Origin of the sequence: Streptomyces sp. MA5143a (assembly GCF_900290235.1) — a bacterium.
In the GTDB taxonomy this organism is placed as follows: Bacteria; Actinomycetota; Actinomycetes; order Streptomycetales; family Streptomycetaceae; genus Streptomyces.
On record NZ_OLMK01000010.1, the window covers coordinates 102,637 to 120,495 of the forward strand.

The 17,859-nt window shown below is 73.0% G+C and carries 15 protein-coding genes and 1 pseudogene; 8 read left to right on the forward strand and 8 right to left on the reverse strand.

Features of this window, described 5'->3' with window-relative positions; translation table 11 throughout:
- Positions 1 to 34: 34 nt before the first annotated feature.
- A pseudogene (locus tag SMA5143A_RS43725) lies at positions 35 to 1,231 on the forward strand (lysylphosphatidylglycerol synthase domain-containing protein); the annotation flags it as partial.
- 113 nt (positions 1,232 to 1,344) lie between these two features.
- Here SMA5143A_RS43725 and SMA5143A_RS04840 read toward each other — a convergent pair.
- A complete protein-coding gene (locus tag SMA5143A_RS04840; RefSeq protein WP_107461671.1) occupies positions 1,345 to 2,145 on the reverse strand; it encodes a creatininase family protein in 801 nt (266 codons plus the stop codon).
- 78 nt (positions 2,146 to 2,223) lie between these two features.
- Here SMA5143A_RS04840 and ribA point away from each other — a divergent pair, with 78 nt between their 5' ends.
- The 4 genes from ribA to SMA5143A_RS04860 all read left to right on the forward strand — a co-directional run bounded on the left by ribA (position 2,224) and on the right by SMA5143A_RS04860 (position 6,454).
- Positions 2,224 to 2,883 (forward strand): GTP cyclohydrolase II, encoded by a 660-nt coding sequence (gene ribA / locus SMA5143A_RS04845; RefSeq protein WP_055519911.1) that lies wholly within the window; start codon positions 2,224 to 2,226, stop codon positions 2,881 to 2,883.
- 223 nt (positions 2,884 to 3,106) lie between these two features.
- Positions 3,107 to 4,252, forward strand: coding sequence for an NAD(P)/FAD-dependent oxidoreductase (locus SMA5143A_RS04850; RefSeq protein WP_107461672.1), 1,146 nt, complete (start codon positions 3,107 to 3,109; stop codon positions 4,250 to 4,252).
- Complete coding sequence (locus tag SMA5143A_RS04855) at positions 4,249 to 5,304, forward strand: saccharopine dehydrogenase (protein WP_107461673.1); 1,056 nt, start codon at positions 4,249 to 4,251, stop codon at positions 5,302 to 5,304. Before SMA5143A_RS04850 ends, SMA5143A_RS04855 begins: the two co-directional genes overlap by 4 nt.
- Positions 5,297 to 6,454: a saccharopine dehydrogenase family protein gene (locus tag SMA5143A_RS04860; protein ID WP_107461674.1), complete on the forward strand. Its 1,158-nt coding sequence runs from the start codon at positions 5,297 to 5,299 to the stop codon at positions 6,452 to 6,454. Before SMA5143A_RS04855 ends, SMA5143A_RS04860 begins: the two co-directional genes overlap by 8 nt.
- Positions 6,455 to 6,475: 21 nt before the next feature.
- On the opposite strand, the gene SMA5143A_RS04865 is transcribed toward SMA5143A_RS04860, so the two are convergent.
- From SMA5143A_RS04865 to SMA5143A_RS04875, 3 genes are read right to left on the reverse strand one after another with little or no spacing between them, the layout of a single operon-like run.
- Positions 6,476 to 7,702, reverse strand: coding sequence for a serine hydrolase domain-containing protein (locus SMA5143A_RS04865; protein WP_107461675.1), 1,227 nt, complete (start codon positions 7,700 to 7,702; stop codon positions 6,476 to 6,478).
- 24 nt (positions 7,703 to 7,726) lie between these two features.
- Positions 7,727 to 9,163, reverse strand: a complete 1,437-nt coding sequence (locus SMA5143A_RS04870) for an MFS transporter (protein ID WP_107461676.1) — start codon at positions 9,161 to 9,163, stop codon at positions 7,727 to 7,729.
- On the reverse strand, positions 9,160 to 9,738 hold the full coding sequence (locus SMA5143A_RS04875) for a TetR/AcrR family transcriptional regulator (RefSeq protein WP_107461677.1): 579 nt from the start codon (positions 9,736 to 9,738) through the stop codon (positions 9,160 to 9,162). Before SMA5143A_RS04875 ends, SMA5143A_RS04870 begins: the two co-directional genes overlap by 4 nt.
- A gap of 106 nt (positions 9,739 to 9,844) precedes the next feature.
- On the opposite strand from SMA5143A_RS04875, the gene SMA5143A_RS04880 reads away from it, so the two are divergent.
- Positions 9,845 to 10,297 carry a PPOX class F420-dependent oxidoreductase gene (locus SMA5143A_RS04880; protein ID WP_107461678.1) on the forward strand — a complete coding sequence of 151 codons (453 nt, stop codon included), beginning with the start codon at positions 9,845 to 9,847 and terminating at the stop codon, positions 10,295 to 10,297.
- Between the two features lie 4 nt (positions 10,298 to 10,301).
- On the opposite strand, the gene SMA5143A_RS04885 is transcribed toward SMA5143A_RS04880, so the two are convergent.
- The 3 genes from SMA5143A_RS04885 to SMA5143A_RS04895 all read right to left on the reverse strand — a co-directional run bounded on the left by SMA5143A_RS04885 (position 10,302) and on the right by SMA5143A_RS04895 (position 13,328).
- Positions 10,302 to 10,817: a hypothetical protein gene (locus tag SMA5143A_RS04885; RefSeq protein WP_107461679.1), complete on the reverse strand. Its 516-nt coding sequence runs from the start codon at positions 10,815 to 10,817 to the stop codon at positions 10,302 to 10,304.
- 189 nt (positions 10,818 to 11,006) lie between these two features.
- Entirely contained in the window at positions 11,007 to 12,350 is a 1,344-nt protein-coding gene (locus tag SMA5143A_RS04890; RefSeq protein WP_107461680.1) for an MFS transporter, read from the reverse strand.
- A 312-nt stretch (positions 12,351 to 12,662) separates the two neighbouring features.
- Positions 12,663 to 13,328 carry a TetR/AcrR family transcriptional regulator gene (locus SMA5143A_RS04895; protein ID WP_107461681.1) on the reverse strand — a complete coding sequence of 222 codons (666 nt, stop codon included), beginning with the start codon at positions 13,326 to 13,328 and terminating at the stop codon, positions 12,663 to 12,665.
- A 123-nt stretch (positions 13,329 to 13,451) separates the two neighbouring features.
- Between SMA5143A_RS04895 and SMA5143A_RS04900 the strand changes: the two genes are divergently transcribed.
- Together SMA5143A_RS04900 and SMA5143A_RS04905 are read left to right on the forward strand one after the other, a co-directional pair.
- The gene (locus tag SMA5143A_RS04900) at positions 13,452 to 14,351 is read left to right on the forward strand and encodes a shikimate dehydrogenase (RefSeq protein WP_107461682.1); all 900 of its coding nucleotides are present in this window, start codon (positions 13,452 to 13,454) and stop codon (positions 14,349 to 14,351) included.
- A gap of 98 nt (positions 14,352 to 14,449) precedes the next feature.
- Positions 14,450 to 16,240, forward strand: coding sequence for a bifunctional sugar phosphate isomerase/epimerase/4-hydroxyphenylpyruvate dioxygenase family protein (locus tag SMA5143A_RS04905; protein ID WP_107461683.1), 1,791 nt, complete (start codon positions 14,450 to 14,452; stop codon positions 16,238 to 16,240).
- Between the two features lie 90 nt (positions 16,241 to 16,330).
- Here SMA5143A_RS04905 and SMA5143A_RS04910 read toward each other — a convergent pair whose 3' ends face one another.
- Entirely contained in the window at positions 16,331 to 17,806 is a 1,476-nt protein-coding gene (locus SMA5143A_RS04910) for a pentapeptide repeat-containing protein (protein ID WP_107461684.1), read from the reverse strand.
- Positions 17,807 to 17,859 lie beyond the last annotated feature (53 nt).

Below are 17,859 nucleotides of genomic sequence, written 5' to 3' on the forward strand. Positions count from 1 at the left end.
TGTGCGGGCGAGCGCCCCGTCGGCGCGGGGGCGTATGCGCACCACCGCGCCCGTCACCCTCCCGCGCCAGCGGGCGCTGACCGAGGCGCCGGCCACCGTGGCACCCGGCGAAGCCCACGGCGCCGCCGCGCACCCCGCCCCGGCGAAGCCCCCGACCGTGGTCACCCCGGCCGCCCGCCAGGCCTCCGGCGGTCCGGTCCGGGCGCCCCGGGCGTCCTCGGCCCCGCTGCCCGGCCACCCGCCGGCGGCGCCCGCCGAGCCGTTCGACGGCCACCGGGCCCCGGCCGACGCGGTGTCCGGCCGTCCGGCACCGCACGCGCTGCCGGGTGATGACGGGTCCGGCGCGCAGGCAGAGGGCCTCCCCGCCGAGGGCGACGCCCAGGCCTCCGCCCGCCCCCGTGCCGCCGGCAAGGTGCTCCGCGCCCTGCGCGCCCACTTCGGGAGCATCGCCGGAACGATCATTCTCGTGGTCGTCGTCTGGCGGCTCGGGACCGGTGTGTTCGTGGACGGGCTGCGGCGCATCGACGGCGGGACGCTGGTCGCCGCCGTCGGCATCGGCGTGCTGACGACCGTGGTCAGCGCCTGGCGCTGGTGCGCGGTGACGAGGGCGCTGGGCCTGCGGCTGCCACTCGGCCCGGCCGTCGCGGACTACTACCGGGCGCTGTTCCTCAACGCGGCGCTGCCCGGCGGTGTCCTCGGCGACGTGCACCGGGCCGTCCGGCACGGGCAGAGCTCCGGGGACATGGGGCGCGGCGTGCGCGCGGTGGTCATCGAGCGGACGGCGGGTCAGCTGGTGCTGGCCGTCGTGGGCGTGGCGGTCCTGCTGACGATGCCCTCACCGGTGCTGGAGCAGACCCGCCGCACGGCGGGAGTCCTGGCGCTGGTCACCCTGGGCGCGACCGCGATCTGGGCGGCGCTGCGGATGGGCCGGAAGCCGCGTCCCGGGCGCGACCGGGGCGGCCGGGTCCGTGCCGCCCTGACCGAGGCGCGCGGCGCCCTGCTGAACCGCGACAGCGGCCCGGCGGTGCTGATCTCCTCCGTGGTGGTGCTGGCCGGTTACGTGGCGATGTTCCTGCTCGCCGCCCGCGTCGCCGGCACCTCCGCGGGCCCGGCGGCCCTGGTGCCGCTCGCGCTGCTGGCCCTGATCGCCATGAGCCTGCCGCTGAACGTCGGCGGCTGGGGCCCCCGCGAGGGCGTCACCGCCTGGTCGTTCGGCGCTGCGGGCCTGGGCGCCTCCCAGGGCCTGACCGTGGCCGTCGTCTACGGCGTGCTCAGCTTCGCGGCGGCGCTGCCGGGGGCCCTGGTCCTCGTCGGCCGCTGGTACGGCTCGCTCAGGGCCCGCCGTCAGCCGGCGGCCGGAGCGTCCGAGGTGACCACGGAGAAGTACGCCCCGAAGGACTCGACGAACCCCTCCAGCAATTCCTTCCCCTTCATGGCGGACGCCAACGAAGGACGGCCGATCACACCGGAATCGGTGTAGGCCGACATACCGAGGGAGAGGAGATGACGGCGGTCGTCGGCAAGGAAATCGGTGGTCTCGTGACCGGGCCGGACCAATTCCGGATGGCAATGCAGAAGTATGGAGGTCTCAATTTCTCCCGCATGCATATCACTGAGCAACGAGGTCTCGACACCCGCCCGTTCACGGGCGGCCTCCCAGTCCTCCATCGCCGGGAAAAGCGCCATTCGATGTCCCGCCGCGGTGGATTCCTGGACGACATTGCCCAGAACGTAATTCCCGCCGTGTCCGTTCACCACGACCAGCGCCTCGACGCCCGACCGGCGCAGCGAGTCGGCGATGTCGCGGACCATCGCGTGCAGGGTCGTCGCGGAAATGCTCACCGTGCCCGGCCAGCCGGCGTGCTCGTGCGAGCAGGCGATGGTCACGGGTGGCAGCAGGTGCACCGGGTAGGCGGCGGCTATCTCCCGCGCTATGGCACACGCCACCAGCGTGTCCGTGGCCAGCGGCAGATACGGGCCGTGCTGCTCGAAACTGCCGACCGGAAGCACCGCGACCTGCCGGCCGGCCGCCGCGCCCCGCTCCCGTACGTCCGCGGTGGTGTCGGCGGGCAGCAGACCGTATACCGTCGGCTGCTGTCCCCGTCCCTCCTGCCGCGCACCGGACTCCGCTCCCGAACTGCTCATCTTTTCCCGGCCTTTCGTCTCTGCTGATGCTCCGTCATTTTCGCATGACGTCAGGACTCACCAGATAGGAACCAGATCATGACAGAAAATGTTGGCGTACTCGGCGCTCACGCCCAGTCCTCCGGTGCCGTCCGCGTGGTCAATGCACCGCTGCCCACGACGTACGGCGACTTCGAGGCCGTAGGTTATCTCGACCAGGATCGCGGCGAGGAACAAGTGGCGCTGGTGTACGGCGACATCAGCGGCGGCGAGAACATACTCGTCCGGCTGCACTCGGAGTGCCTGACCGGTGACGCGTTCGGCTCCCAGCACTGCGAATGCGGGGAGCAGCTCGACAGCGCGCTGCGCGCCATCGTCGCGGAGGGCCGGGGCGTCCTCGTCTACCTGCGCGGCCACGAGGGGCGCGGCATCGGGCTGCTCGCCAAGCTCCAGGCGATGAAGCTCCAGGCCGAGGGTCTGGACACCGTCGAGGCGAACATCGCCCTCGGCCTGCCGGTGGACGCCCGCGACTACCGGGTGGCGGCCGAGATGCTGCACGACCTCGGTGTACGGTCCGTGCGGCTGATGTCGAACAACCCGCGCAAGCGGGAGGCGCTGCTGCGCCACGGCATCCAGGTCTCCGAGCAGGTGCCGCTGCTGATCACGCCCTGCGAGGACAACATCACCTACCTGCGCACCAAGCGCGAGCGGCTGGACCACTACCTGCCCCACCTGGACGCGGTGGTCCACTCCTCCTGAGCGCCGCACCACGCGTTCCCGCACGTCGCACGGGGTCGCGCGGCGGCCGTCATCGGATCGTCCGACACCGGCCGCCGCGCCCGCCGTAACGTTTTGGCGGGGCGGTGCGCACGGCGCGCCCCCGGACCGACTCCGCTGCCGCACCGCATGAACGTTCGCCTGTGGTGGAAGACCTGACTCCGTCGGGTGAACCGACCACGACCGGACGAAGGGAGCCGCGTACGTGATCCGCAGCGCACGGGTCGTCGTCATAGGCGGCGGTGTCATCGGCACGAGCATCGCCTACCATCTCGCCGCCGCAGGAGTGGACGACGTCGTCCTCGTCGAACGGGACGAACTCGCCTCCGGCTCCACCGCACGGGCCGCCGGCGGCGTACGCGCACAGTTCTCCGACGAACTGAACATCCAGCTCGGCGCCCGCAGCCTGGAGGCGTTCGGCCGGTTCGGACAGGACCTGGGCCACGACATCGGCCTCCACCGGGTCGGCTACCTCTTCCTGCTGTCGACGCCCGACGAGGTCGCCCAGTTCGAGGCCGGCGTACAACTGCAGAACGACCTGGGCGTGCCCAGCCGCCTGATCGACCCCGCCGAGGCCCAGCGGCTCTCCCCGCTGATCAGCACCGACGGGCTGCTCGCCGCCGCGTTCTCGCCCGACGACGGGCACTGCACCCCCGAGTCCGTGGTCCACGGCTACGCCTCGGGTGCCCGCCGCCACGGCGCGACCGTCCTGCGCAACTGCGAGGTCCTCGGCATCGAGACCTGGCGGGACACCATCACCGCGGTGGTCACCGGCAAGGGCCGCATCGTCACCGACACCGTGGTGTGCGCGGCCGGCGCCTGGTCCCGCTCCGTCGGCGCCATGGTCGGCGTGGACCTCCCGGTGGAGCCGCTGCGTCGGCAGATCGCGGTCACCGAACCGGTGCCGGGCCTGCCGCCGGACCTGCCCATGACGATCGACTTCACCAGCAGTCTCTACTTCCACAGCGAGGGCCCCGGTCTCCTCGTCGGCATGTCCGACCCCGACGAACGGCCCGGCTTCGCCACCGACACCCACGACCGCTGGATCCCCCGTCTCTACGAGGCCATGCGCCACCGCGCCCCCTCCCTGCTGGACCTGCGCCGCACGGGCGGCTGGGCGGGCCTGTACGAGATCACCCCGGACCACAACGCCCTGATCGGCGAGGCCGGTTCATGCTCCCGCTTCCTCTACGCCACCGGCTTCTCCGGCCACGGGTTCCTCCAGGGGCCGGCGGTCGGCGAGGTGGTCCGTGACCTGTACCTCGGCCGCGTACCCTTCGTCGACATCAGCCCCTTGAGCGTCGACCGCTTCACGGCCGACGCGTTGCGCCCGGAGGCCAACCTCGTATGACCGATCGCCACTTGTGGCTCCGCCACGAGACCCGTACCACCGAACGCCGCACCCCGATCGTCCCGTCCGACGCCCGGCGGCTCGTCGAGAGCGGCGTACGGATCACCGTCGAGGACTCCCCGCAACGGATCTTCCCGACGGAGGCGTACGAGGAGGCGGGCTGCGGGGTCACCGAGCCGGGCCGCTGGCCGCAGGCCCCGTCCGACGCGGTGATCGTGGGTCTGAAGGAACTCCCCGACGAACCCGCCGAACTCACCCACCGGCACATCTTCTTCGGGCACGCCTACAAGGGGCAGCCCGGCGCCGAGACGCTGCTGCGGAGGTTCGCCGCCGGGGGCGGGGCGCTGCTGGACCTGGAGTACCTGGTGGACGACCAGGGCCGCAGGCTCGCCGCGTTCGGCTTCTGGGCCGGCTACCTCGGCGCGGCCCTCGCGGTACTGCACCACCGGGGCGGTCTTCGGACGCCGCTGGTGCCCATGGCCAAGGAGGAGATGGAGGCCCGGCTGCGCGCCTGCGAGGGCGACCTGACCGCGCTGGTGATCGGCGCCCTGGGCCGCAGCGGCAGCGGTGCGCGGGCCGCGCTCGACGAGGCCGGGGTGGAGCCCACCTGCTGGGACGTGGCCGAGACCCGCGCCCTCGACAAGGGCGCCCTGCTCGCCCATGACCTGATGGTCAACACCGTGCTGACGACGAGCCCGGTGCCGCCGTTCCTCACGGACAAGGACCTCGACGCACCGGACCGCCGGCTGCGCACCCTCGCCGACGTCACCGTCGACGTCGGCTCACCCATGAACGTCCTGCCGGTCTACGACGCCACCACCGACTGGGACCACCCGGTCCGCCGTCTGCGCGAGCACCCGCCCCTCGACCTGATCGCGATCGACAACCTGCCCTCCCTGCTGCCCCGCGAGGCGAGCACCGACTTCTCCGCCGCGCTGCTGCCGCAGCTGCTGGACTTCCGGACCGGTGGCGCGTGGGGCCGCTGCCTGGACCGGTTCCGCCACGCGTCCCATGAACTGGGCCTGACCACACGGGAGTTGCCGGATGACTGATGACGCGGTCCCCGCGAGCGGCACCGTCCACTGGGTCGGTGCCGGCCTCTCCACGGGCAGCGGCCTGGCGAAGCTGTGCGACACCGCCGCACGGGTTCGGCTGTGGCACCGCACCGAGGAGCGCGCCGAGGAGGCCCTGGCCGCCCTCGGCCTCGCGGGCCGCGCCGAGCCCCGCGCGTACACGCGCGCGGCGCTCGCGGCCGAACTGGCCCCCGGCGACGTGGTCGTCTCGATGCTCCCGGCTCCGGAGCACGGGCCGCTGCTCGCGGCGTGCGTCGAGGCGCGGGCCCACTTCGCCTGCTCCAGCTATGTCTCGGACGCGGTCCTGGAACGGGCGCCGGCGGCGCGGGCGGCGGGCGTCACCGTCCTCACCGAGGCGGGCCTCGACCCCGGCATCGACCACCTCTTCGCCCACAGTCTGATCGCCCGGGCGACCGCGGCGATCGGGCCCGGCACGGCCGCCTCGTACACCCTGACCTCGTACTGCGGCGGTGTCCCGGCCGTGCCGAACGACTTCCGGTACCGCTTCAGCTGGGCGCCCGCCGGAGTCCTGAACGCCCTGCGCGCACCGGCCCGCTACATCGAGGACGGCACGGAGACGACAGCGGGGCGCCCCTGGCGGGCGACCCGTCCGTACGTCGTCGACGGCGAGACCTTCGAGGCCTACCCCAACCGCGACAGCGTGCCCTTCCTCGCCCAGTACGGCCTCCCGGCGGGGTGGAAACCCCGCACGTTCGTCCGCGGCACCCTCCGCCTCGACGGCTGGCTCACCGCCTGGGCCCCGGTCTTCGCGGAACTGGAACGCGACGACGACGTCCGCATCGCCGCCCTGGCCGCCGAACTCGCCGCGCTGCACCCGATGACGGAGGCGGACCGGGACCGGGTCGTCCTGGCCGTGACCCTCGATGTCGACGCCGGCTCCGGTGACCGCTGGTCGGGCCGCTACCTCCTCGACCTGACCGGCACGGCCGAGGAGAGCGCCATGGCCCGCTGCGTCTCCCGCCCCCTGGCTCTCGGCGTCACCCACATCCTCGACGCCTCCCTGCCCCCGGGCCTCCTCCGCGCGGCGGAGACGCCGGAACGCTCGGAGTCATGGCTCAGGGAACTGGCCGAGGACGGGGTGGAGTTCGCGTTGCGGGTGGAGGGCTGAGGAGTGAAGGGGGCCGCCGGTTCAGTCCACCACCGCCTCGTGGAGCAGGCGCTTCAGGTCCGGGTAGACCGAGAACGACGAACGGCGGCGTACCTGGGTCATGAACTGGACGGTCAGGTCGCGGCGGGGGTCCACCCAGAAGATCGTGGTGGCGGCGCCGGTCCAGCCGAAGGTGCCGAGGGAGGAGGGGCTCTCGGTGGCCTCGGGGTCGATGACGACGGAGACGCCGAGGCCGAAGCCGACGCCCGCGTTCCCCGGCAGCTGGTGGAAGCCGCTGCCGTAGGTGTGGATGTCGACGCCGCCCGGCAGCTGGTTGGAGGCCATCGTGTCGACGGACTCGGGGGCCAGCAGGCGGACCCCGTCGAGTTCGCCGCGGCGGCGCAGGAACTCCGCGAAGCGGTGGTAGTCACGGGCCGTGGCGACCATCCCGCCGCTGCCGGACAGGAAGCGGGGCCGGCCGTGCAGGGGCAGCCCCGGTACCGGGGCGATCGAGCCGTCCTCCTGCTCGCCGTACAGCTGGGCCAGCCGCCCGGCCTGGTCGGGGGAGACCTGGAAACCCGCGTCGGTCATCCCCAGCGGGCCGAGGATCCGCTCGGCGAAGAACGCGTCGAGGGACTGCCCCGACACGACCTCGACGATCCGGCCGAGGACGTTGCTGGCGACGGAGTAGTTCCACTGCGTGCCCGGCTCGAACTGCAGGGGCAGGCGCGCGTACTCCGCGCAGGTCTGGGCGAGGTCGGCGCCCGGCCGGACCGAGTGCTCCAGGCCCGCCTCCCGGTAGAGCGCGTCCACCGGGTGGTCGTAGTAGAAGCCGAACGTCAGGCCCGAGGTGTGGGTCATCAGATGCCGGACGAGGATCGGCTGCCGCGCCGGCCGGGTCCGCATCGCGGCACCCTCACCGGACTCGTACACCCGGGGCTCGGCGAACTCCGGCAGATGGCGGGAGACCGGGTCCGTGAGGGACAGCCGCCCCTCTTCGACCAGTATCAGCGCGGCCACCGAGGTGACCGGCTTCGTCATCGAGTAGACCCGCCACAACGTGTCGGTCTCGACGGGCAGCCCCGCGTCCACGTCGCGCCGGCCGTACGTCGTGAGGTGGGCGACGCGGCCGTGCCGGGCGACGGAGAGCAGATAACCGGGCAGCCGGCCGTCGTCGACCTGACGGCCGAGGTACTCGTCGAGGCGGGCCAGGGTCTTCGGGTCGAGGCCGGCCTCGCGCGGCTCGATCTGTCGGCGCAGTCGTTCCATGGTGCTTCTCCTCCGGTGGCCCGGTCACGGCTCACAGACGTCCTTGTCTTCATCGTTCCGTACCGATCGCGATCCATCCCTCGGAGAACGGGCGGGTCGGGGCATTCGTCCGGCGAGTGGCGCTCCCAGCGCCGACAGGCCGGCCAGCAGCCATAACGCGGGCCCCGCGGCGAGCGGCAGGAGCGTCGCGGCGGCGGCCACGCCGAGCGTCGGCCCGATGTTCATCGCGGTCTGCTGGAGGCCGCCCACCACCCCCGCCGCCTCCGGCGGAGCGTCCCGTACGACGACCGCGGTGGCCGTCACCATCACCGCGCCGAACCCGGCGCCCAGGAGCAGGAAGCCGCCGCTGGTCACCGCCGTCGGCGAGCCCGGCCCGACCGCCGACAGCACCAGCACCCCGGCGGTGAGCAGCAGGGTCCCGGTCAGGGCCGTCGGACGGGCGCCCCACCGGCGCAGCAGCACCGCCGAGAGCGGGGCGCCGAGGATCATCATCACGCCGCCGGGCAGCGCGACGAGGCTGGTGCGCAGCGGGTCCATGCCGAGCACGTCCTGCAAGAGATGGCTGCCGACGAACAGCGCGCCCATCATCGCCGCCGACGCGGTCACCAGCACCCCGAGTGCCGCGCCCGCCGTCGCCGAGCCGAGCACGGCGGGCGGCAGCAACGGGTCGGGCGCCCGCCGTTCGTGCCGCACGAGAGCAGCGGCCGCGGCGCCGGCCACGAGCAGACCGAGCACACCGGGCACCGTCCAGCCGTGCCCCGGGATCCCGACCAGGGTGTGCACGAGCGCCGCGAGCGCCACGGCGAGCAGGGCCGCGCCACGGGTGTCGAGGCCCCCGACGGGCACGCCGCGCGCTGCTCGGGGCGCACGGACCGCGAGCGCCAGCAGGCCCATGACCAGCGCCGGTGGCACGTTCAGGAAGAACACCGCGCGCCAGCCCAGCTCCGTCACCAGCACCCCGCCCACCAGCGGGCCGGTCGCGGCGGCCACCCCGATGGCGCTCGTCCGCAGCGCCACCGGCATGCCCAGCCGGTCGGGCGGGAACGCGGCCCGCAGCATCCCGAGCGTGGCCGGTTGCAGCAGCGCCCCGAACACCCCCTGGACGACCCGCAGCGCGATCACCCAGCCCACGCCGGGCGCGAGGCCGATGCCCGCCGAGGCCGCGCCGAACCCCAACACACCCCAGGCGAAGACCCGTTGGTGTCCGAACCGGTCACCGAGCCGCCCCGCGAAGACCAGCAGGCTCGCCACCGCGATCAGATAGGCGGTGCTGGTCCACTGGACCTCGGCGAAGGAGGCGTCCAGATCCCGGCGCAGGGTGGGCTGGGCGATCGTCAGCACGGTCCCGTCGAGGGCGACGATCACCGCGCCGAGCACGCTGTTCGCGAGCGTCAGCCGGCGGTACGGCACGGGCACGGCCGGCCGTTCGTCCGCGCCGGCCTCCCGGGTCACCGCGGTCATCGGTCCTCACTCCCGAGATGCGCGTCGAGTGCCGCGTCGAGCAGGGGGGTGAAGTCGTCCGTGCCCGTGATGAGTTGGAGGCTGCCCCAGGTCCACAGCTGGGCGATGCCGTACAGGTTCGCCAGGAGCGCCCCGGCGACGAGCCGGGCGTCGACGCCCGGCCGGGCCCGGCCCACGAGGTCCACGAGCAGGCCGAACACCGGGAGGCTGGCCTCCCGCAGTCCCAACGTGTTGCTCTCCAGCAGATCGTGACGGAACATCAGCTCGTGCATGCCCCGGTGGGTGAGCGCGAAGTCGAGGTACACCCGGCCCAGCGTCGCCACCTGCCGCCGGGGGCTCTCGGTGCCGTCGCCGACGGCAGCCGCGCCCCTGGCCGCGAGGTCCTCGAAGCCCCGGCGCGCGATGGCCGACAGCAGCTCCAGATGCGTCGGGAAGTACCGGCGCGGCGCCCCGTGCGACACCCCCGCCCGCCGCGCGATCTCCCGCAGCGACAGCGCCTGCACACCCTCGGTCGTCACCAACTCGACCCCGACATCCACGAGCCGGGTCCTGAGCCCGGCGTTCCGTTCACTCATAGACACTGTCTACCGCACGGCAGTAGACAGTGTCTACCAACGGCCGTGCTGCGACGTGCGCGGCGGATCGGGGAATCGCGAGCCACCTCCGGCACGTTGATTGGGCATGGCCTCGGACACTTTTGACACGGACGCCGTACAGAACGCCCTGCTCGGGCTGGTCTCCGAGCTCGACGGCGGGGTGCTGGTCACCCTCAAGGCGGACGGCCGCCCCCAGCTCTCGAACGTCAACCACGCCTACGACCCCGACGAGCGGACGATCAGGGTCTCGATCACCGACGGGCGCGCCAAGACCCGCAACATGCGCCGCGACCCCCGCGTCTCGTACCACGTGACCAGCGCCGACCGCTGGGCCTACACGGTCGTCGAGGGCACCGCCGACCTCACCCCGGTGGCCGAGGACCCCTACGACGAGACCGTCGAGGAACTGGTCCGGCTGTACCGGGACGTGGGGGGCGAGCACCCCGACTGGGACGACTACCGCGCGGCGATGGTCCGCGACCGCCGGCTCGTGCTGCGGCTGCGCGTGGAGCGGGCGTACGGCGTCCCCAAGCGCTGAGCTGTCATCCGGCGGTCCCGCGGACCTTGTCGAGCACGCACACGTCCCCGGAGTCGGGATCGCCGACGAACGCCCACAGGACGGCCTTCCGGGACGTCCCCCGCGCCTCGTACCGCGTCCAGACCTCGCTGGGCGTGAAGGTGAGGTGGACCTCCGACATGGGTGTGTCCGTCTCGGTCTCCTCCGACTCGCGGTGCTCCCAGGTGCCGCTGCCGGGGTCCGGTGCCGCGGTGGCGGCGAGGTCGTCGCCCTTGAAGTCGCCGCACACCCCGTCCGAGGTGAACGTCCCGTCCTCGCGCAGCACCAGCAGGCCGCCGGAGTCGTCCCGCCATGTGCCGAGGATCTGCTCGTCCCGCAGCGCGAGCGCCTCGCCGTCGGGGATCGGGAGCGGAGCCAGCGCCCGGCCCAGGAGCATCAGCGTGAGGGCCCCGACGATCAGCAGGACAGGGGCCACCAGCAGGCACCCCACCCCGGCGACCACGCCGATCAACACGCCCTTGCGCGACTTCTCGCTCCGCATCCCCCACCCCCGGCCGGCCCGCGTGATCGTGGCGCCGGCGTCATCATCCCTCCGACCTGCGCGGACCCTCGCGGCGGGGTACCCCACTCGCCGGACGGCGAGCCGCCGGGCGCCCGACGCGGAGCGGGGGACGCGGACAGGGCCCCGAACACCACCGGTGCTCGGGGCCCGCGATCAGGGACGGGGAGGTCAGGCCGCGACCCGCTCCCGGTCGTGCGTCGCGTCGGCGGCGCGGACGCCGAGGAGTTCGGTCGGGACCTTGTGGGTCTCGCGGGCGGTGAGGGCCGCGAGCACCGGCGGCACGCAGAGCGCCGCGGTGAACAGCGCCACCGCGAACCAGTCGTCCCCGTCGGGACCGGCGATCTGCGCGGCGAAGGTGACGGCGAAACCGGCGACCGCGAAGCCGATCTGGGTGCCGATGGCCATGCCGGACAGCCGGACCCTGGTGGAGAACATCTCGCCGTAGAAGGAGGGCCAGATGCCGTTCGCGGCGCTGTAGACGACACCGAAGGTGACGATGCCGAGGACGAGGACCAGCGGGTAGGCGCCGGTGGAGATCGCCCACAGGTAGACGAACATCATCACCGCGCTGCCGGCCGCGCCGATCAGGAACACCGGGCGGCGGCCCACACGGTCGGAGAGCGTCGCCCACAGCGGGATCGCGGCGAGCGCGACCAGATTGGCCAGCGCGCCCACCCACAGCATCGAGGAACGCGACAGACCGACCGACTCGCTCGTGCCGTAGGCCAGCGCCCACACGGTGAAGATCGTCGAGACCGAGGCGACCAGCGCGCCCGCGATCACCCGCAGCACGTCCGCCCAGTGCTCGCGCATCAGCACGGCGAGCGGCAGCTTCGCGACCCCCTCGGAGGCGGTCTGCTGCCGGGTGAACGCCGGTGTCTCGTCCAGCGTGCGGCGGATGACGTAGCCGACGACGGCCACCGCGATGCTCATCCAGAACGGGACGCGCCAGCCCCAGGACAGCAGCTGGTCCTCGGGGAGCGCGGCGATCGGGATGAAGACCAGGGTCGCGAGCAGCTGACCGCCCTGGGTGCCGCTCAGGGTGAAGCTGGTGAAGAAGCCGCGCCGGTCCTCCGGCGCGTGTTCCAGCGTCATGGAGTTGGCGCTGGCCTGCTCGCCCGCCGCCGAGATGCCCTGGAGGACCCGGCAGACCACCAGCAGGACCGGGGCGAGGGTGCCGACCTGGTCACGGGTGGGCAGGCAGCCGATGAGGAACGTCGACAGACCCATCAGGATCAGCGTGAAGACCATGATCTTCTTGCGGCCCAGCCGGTCCCCGAAGTGACCGAGGAAGAGCGCGCCGATCGGCCGCGCCGCGTACGCGACACCGAAGGTGGCCAGGGACAGCAGGGTCGCGGTCGCCGGGTCGGACTCGTCGAAGAAGACCGTAGGGAAGATCAGGGCGGCGGCGCTGCCGTAGATGAAGAAGTCGTAGTACTCCAGGGCGCTGCCGATCCAGGCGGCCGTGGCGGCCTTCCTGGGCTGGCCGGGAGGTGCGGCGGGGACGGACACGGCGTGCTCCTTCGAGGGATCTCCCCCATGGGAGGGAGTGAAGCGGAGGAAGGCAAGGCAGGGCAAGACAGGGCTGCGCAGGGCTGGGCGGGATGATGCGGTGCGCGACGTGGGGGAGGGGGCCGGGTCCCCTGGGGTGCTGGGGCGGCCACGCCGGGTGCTACCCGACTAATTAACGCACTGGATAGTTAGTAGCGGTTGGCTACGGATGTTGCGCCCACGTTTCCCGGGTGTCAAGGGGTGGCGCCGAACGAACCTCCCGGCCCGGAGCGGGTCGGGGCGCCGTCGCCGGTCCGTCGCGCGGTTTTGTCGTCAGTCCGTCGCGCGGTCCGCCGTCAGATACGCGATCACCATGTCGCCGAGCATCTTGCGGTAGTGCTCGCGCAGGTCGGGGGCGACCAGGTCGCGGCCGAAGAGGGCACCGAAGGTGTGCCGGTTGGAGACCCGGAAGAAGCAGAAGGAGCTGATCATCGCGTGCAGGTCGACGGCGTCGACATCGGCCGTGAACAGGCCGGACCGCTGCCCCGACTCCAGGATGCGGCGGATCACGTCCAGCGCCGGCGAACCGATCCTGCCCAGCTTCTCGGAGGCGGCGATGTGCTCGGCCTCGTGGATGTTCTCGATGCTGACCAGACGGATGAAGTCCGGGTGCCGTTCGTGGTGGTCGAAGGTGACCTCGGCCAGGCGCCGGATGGCGGCGACCGGGTCCAGATGCTCGACGTCCAGCTCCTGCTCCGCCTGCCGGATCACGGAGTACGCCCGCTCCAGCACGGCCGTGAACAGCTGCTCCTTGCCGCCGAAGTAGTAGTAGATCATCCGCTTGGTGGTGCGGGTGCGGGCGGCGATCTCGTCGACCCGGGCCCCCGCGAAGCCGGAGCGGGCGAACTCCTTGGTCGCGACGTCGAGGATCTCGGCCCTGGTGCGGGCCGCGTCACGGATGCGCCCGTTCGGTCGTGCCGGTTCTTCGACGCTGGTCATCGCGTTCCTTCGGGCAAGGGGCCAGTGACCGCGATTGTAGAAGAGGGCTTCCCCAGGCCGCTCCGGGGTGCTATGACTAACGTACTAGTTCGTACATTAGTGAGCCGCTCAGGAGGCCCCGCCGTGCCCCAGGTCTCGACCCCCGCCCCGAAGCGTGACGCGTATCTCGTCGGCCTCATCGGCTCCGGCATCGGGCCCTCGCTCAGCCCCGCGCTGCACGAGCGGGAGGCGGACCGGCAGGGGCTGCGGTACCTGTACCGGCTCATCGACCTCGACCGCGTCGGGGTCGGCCCCGAGGCGGTGGGGGACCTGGTGCGCGCCGCCCGGGACCTCGGCTTCGACGGGCTGAACATCACCCACCCCTGCAAGCAGCTCGTCATCGAGCATCTCGACGCGCTCGCGCCGGGGGCCGCCGCGCTCGGCGCCGTCAACACCGTGGTCTTCGAGGACGGCCGGGCCATCGGCCACAACACGGACGTCACCGGCTTCGCCGCGTCCTTCGCCCGTGGACTGCCCGACGTCCCGCTGGAGAAGGTCGTGCAGCTGGGCGCCGGCGGCGCCGGTGCGGCCGTCGCCCACGCCATGCTCACCCTCGGCGCGGAACACGTCACCGTCGTCGACGCGATGGCCGACCGCGCGGCCGGCCTCGCCACCGCCCTCGACCGGCACTTCGGCGCGGGGCGCGCGGCCGCCGCGACACCGGACGCGTTGCCGGCGCTGCTCGGCCGGGCCGACGGGGTGGTGCACGCGACGCCGACCGGGATGGCCGCGCACCCCGGCCTGCCCTTCGCCGCGGAGCTGCTGCACCCGGGGCTGTGGGTGGCCGAGGTGGTGTACCGCCCGCTGGAGACGGAGCTGCTGCGCACGGCCCGCGCCCTCGGGTGCGCCACGCTGGACGGGGGAGGGATGGCGGTGTTCCAGGCGGCGGACGCGTTCCGCCTGTTCACGGGGAGGGAGGCGGACGCGACCCGCATGCTCGCCGACATCGCCGAGCTGGCCGGCGTCGCGGAGGCCGCGCGATAGCCCCCTCGACGCGTCCCGAGGGGACCGTCCCGGTCGCCGGCGGCCCAGCCGGCCTCACCCGTCGTCGGCAGCACAGCTGGAATCAGAGGAGCAGCTCCATGCGCACAGCCATCGCCACCGTCTCCCTCAGCGGGTCCCTCACCGAGAAGCTCACGGCCGCCGCGCGGGCCGGCTTCGACGGGGTGGAGATCTTCGAGAACGATCTGCTGGCCAGCCCGCTCTCCCCGGAGGAGATCCGGGCCCGGTGCGCGGACCTGGGCCTCACCATCGACCTGTACCAGCCGATGCGGGACATCGAGGCCGTGCCGGCGGACGAGTTCGACCGGAACCTGCGGCGGGCCCAGCACAAGTTCGAGCTGATGCGGCGGCTCGGCGCGGACACGGTCCTGGTGTGCTCCAGCGTCCATCCGCTCGCCGAGGACGACGACGCCCTCGCCGCCGCCCAGCTGCACCGGCTCGCCGACCTCGCCCAGGACTTCGGGATCCGCGTCGCCTATGAGGCGCTGGCCTGGGGACGGCACGTCAGCACGTACGACCACGCGTGGCGCGTCGTCGAGGCCGCCGACCACCCCGCGCTCGGCACCTGCCTCGACAGCTTCCACATCCTCGCCCGGGGCTCCGACCCCAAGGGCATCGAGGACATCCCCGGCGAGAAGATCTTCTTCCTGCAACTGGCGGACGCCCCGCTGATGGCGATGGACGTGCTCCAGTGGAGCCGCCACTACCGCTGCTTCCCCGGTCAGGGCGGCTTCGACCTCGCGGGCCTCGTCCGGCATGTGCGGGCCGCCGGATACCAGGGCCCGCTGTCCCTGGAGGTCTTCAACGACGTGTTCCGGCAGGCCGAGGCGGGCCCCACCGCCGTCGACGCCCACCGCTCCCTGCTGATGCTCCAGGAGGCGACCGGTCTGGCCGCGCTGCCGGAGCCCGTGGTGCCCACCGGCGTCGCGTTCACCGAACTCGTCACCCCCGACGCCGAGCCCGTGGCCGCCCTGCTCGGCGCCCTCGGCTTCGCCCGCACCGCCCGCCACCGCAGCAAGCCGGTGGACCTGTGGCGCCAGGGCGAGGCACGGGTCCTGGTCAACACCGGCCCGGCGGCCCGCCGCGACGGCACCCAACTCGCCGCGATCGGCCTGGAGTCACCCGACCCGGCGGGAGCCGCCCGCCGCGCGGAGGCCCTGCTCGCCCCGGTGCTGCCCCGGCGCCGCGCCCCGCAGGACGTCGCCCTCGACGCGGTCGCCGCCCCCGACGGCACCGAACTCTTCTTCTGCGCCACCGACCGCCCCGAACTCCCCAGCTGGACCGACGACTTCCGTCCCGTGCCGCACACGGAACCCGCCCGCCACCTGAAGCGGGTGGACCACCTCGCGCTCACCCAGCCCTGGCACCAGTTCGACGAGGCGGCCCTCTTCCACCGGACCGTCCTCGGTCTGCCCGCCCGCGAGAGCGTGGACGTCGCCGATCCCTACGGCCTGTTCCGCAGCCGCCCCGTCAGCAACGCCGACGGCAGTGTCCGGATCGCCCTGAGCGTCGGCCCGGCCCCCACGGACGACTCCGGCCGGGCCCAGCACATCGCCCTCACCACGGACGACGTGGTCGCCGCGGCCCGCGCCTTCCGTGCCGCCGGGGGCCGGCTGCTGGCCGTCCCCGCCAACTACCACGACGACCTGGCCGCCCGCTTCGAGTTCGCCGACGGCGAGTTGGAGACGTACCGCGAACTCGGCATCCTCTACGACCGCGACGCGGACGGCGTCTTCCGCCACTGCTACACCGAGACCGTCGGCCGCGTCTTCTTCGAACTCGTTCAGCGCGACGGCGACTACCGGGGCTACGGAGCCCCGAACGCGCCCGTACGCCTCGCCGCCCAGCACGGCCGGCGCCCCGTCGGATGACGCGTCGAACGACCACCGGACCGGGACGCTCCTCGCGTCGCTGTCCGTCGAACGATGCGGTGCGGGATCGTCCGCAGGACCGACGTCCGCTCACTGGCGGCTGACGGTGCGCGTCACACCCGTGACCACCGTCGTCGCCAGGATCCAGCCCGTGATGACGAGGACGTACGACAGCCACTGCCCCCCGCCCTCGGGCGCGTAGGCCCGTTCCTGGCCGAAGTCGATGATCGGCAGCAGCAGGTCGAGGGTGTAGAAGACCGCGTTGAACGTCGGCGCCTCGTCGGCCTTCAGGGGCTCCGGCGGGTGCAGGGCGTACGCCACCGAGCCCACCGCCAGCAGGGACAGCAGCCAGACGGCCGCGCGCAGCGGACGGAACCCGTAGCCGACGGTCGCGTCCTGGACGAGGCCCCACAGCCGCCCGTACCAGGGGAGGGTGGCCCGGCGCCGGCGCTGCTTGGCGAGCTGCACCAGGCGGGCCGCGTCGTCGTCGCCGATGCGGCGGTACGCGGCGGTCAGCTGCTCGTAGGAGTGGGGGACGAACCCGTCGTCGTCCCGCGCCGGCATCGGCAACCGCCGCGGCGCCGGGAGATGCGGCAGGAGCGAGGTGTAGGTCAGGTCGTTGAGGCGTACCCGCGCGGGCACCACGTCGGGTTCCATGAGCAGGACCTCGATCTGCGAGCGGCGGAGGTTGAGCACGCCCTCCATCCGGGGGCCGCCGCGCAGCCACAGTTCACCGACGACACAACTGCTGGCCCGTAACGCCGTGCCGCCGGGGTGCGCCAGACGCGCGTACGACAGGTCCAGACGCCCCGCGACGCGGGCGCCGCGCATCTCGACCCGGCCCCGCACCTGGGCGCGGCGCAGTTCGACGTCGGCCTCGGCGGTGAGCGTCTCGGCGGTGAGCGCGACGCCGTCCGGCCGGTCCAGGCGGGCGTCGTTGAGGTCGACCGATCCGGCGATCCGGGCGCCGGCGAGCCTGACCTCACCCCGCGCCCGCAGTCCGGGAGCGCACAACTCCTCCCCGATCTCGACCTGGTTCAGCCGCAGCGCCGGCTCGTCGCCGTCCTGCGCGGTGAACTCGGCCCGCTCCATGAACAGGGTCCCGGAGATCTGCGCCCCCGTCAGCTTCACCGGGCCCCCGAACCGGCAGCGCGTGAGCCGCAGCCCGCCGTCGACCCGGACCCGGGCCGACCGCAGTCCCGGCAGCACGGAGCCGGTGAGGTTGAGGTAGGCGAACTGCGCGCCGGAGAGATCAGGGACCTCCTCGAAGTGGCAGCCGCTGAGCCGTACGACGCTGTCGACCGTCGCGTACTTCAGGTCCAGCGTGCCGGTGATCCGGGCCCCCGAGATCTTGAGCGCGGCGACCTCGCCCTCCTCGCGGGGCGCGGTGAGGAGCAGCGCCCGCAGCACCGCCGCCCGCACGGCCCTCCCGGGACCCCCGTCGGCCCCGTTCTCCGCCCTGTCGTCGGTGGACCCGTCCTCGGCGGCGCCGAAATCCACCGAGACACCCCGGGGAAAGGCCTCCCAGACGCGTCGCTCGGCCGGGGTGAGGTCGTCGATCATCATCAACGGGACTCTCACCCGCGACACTTGTACCTGTCAACCACCCCGTTCCGGCC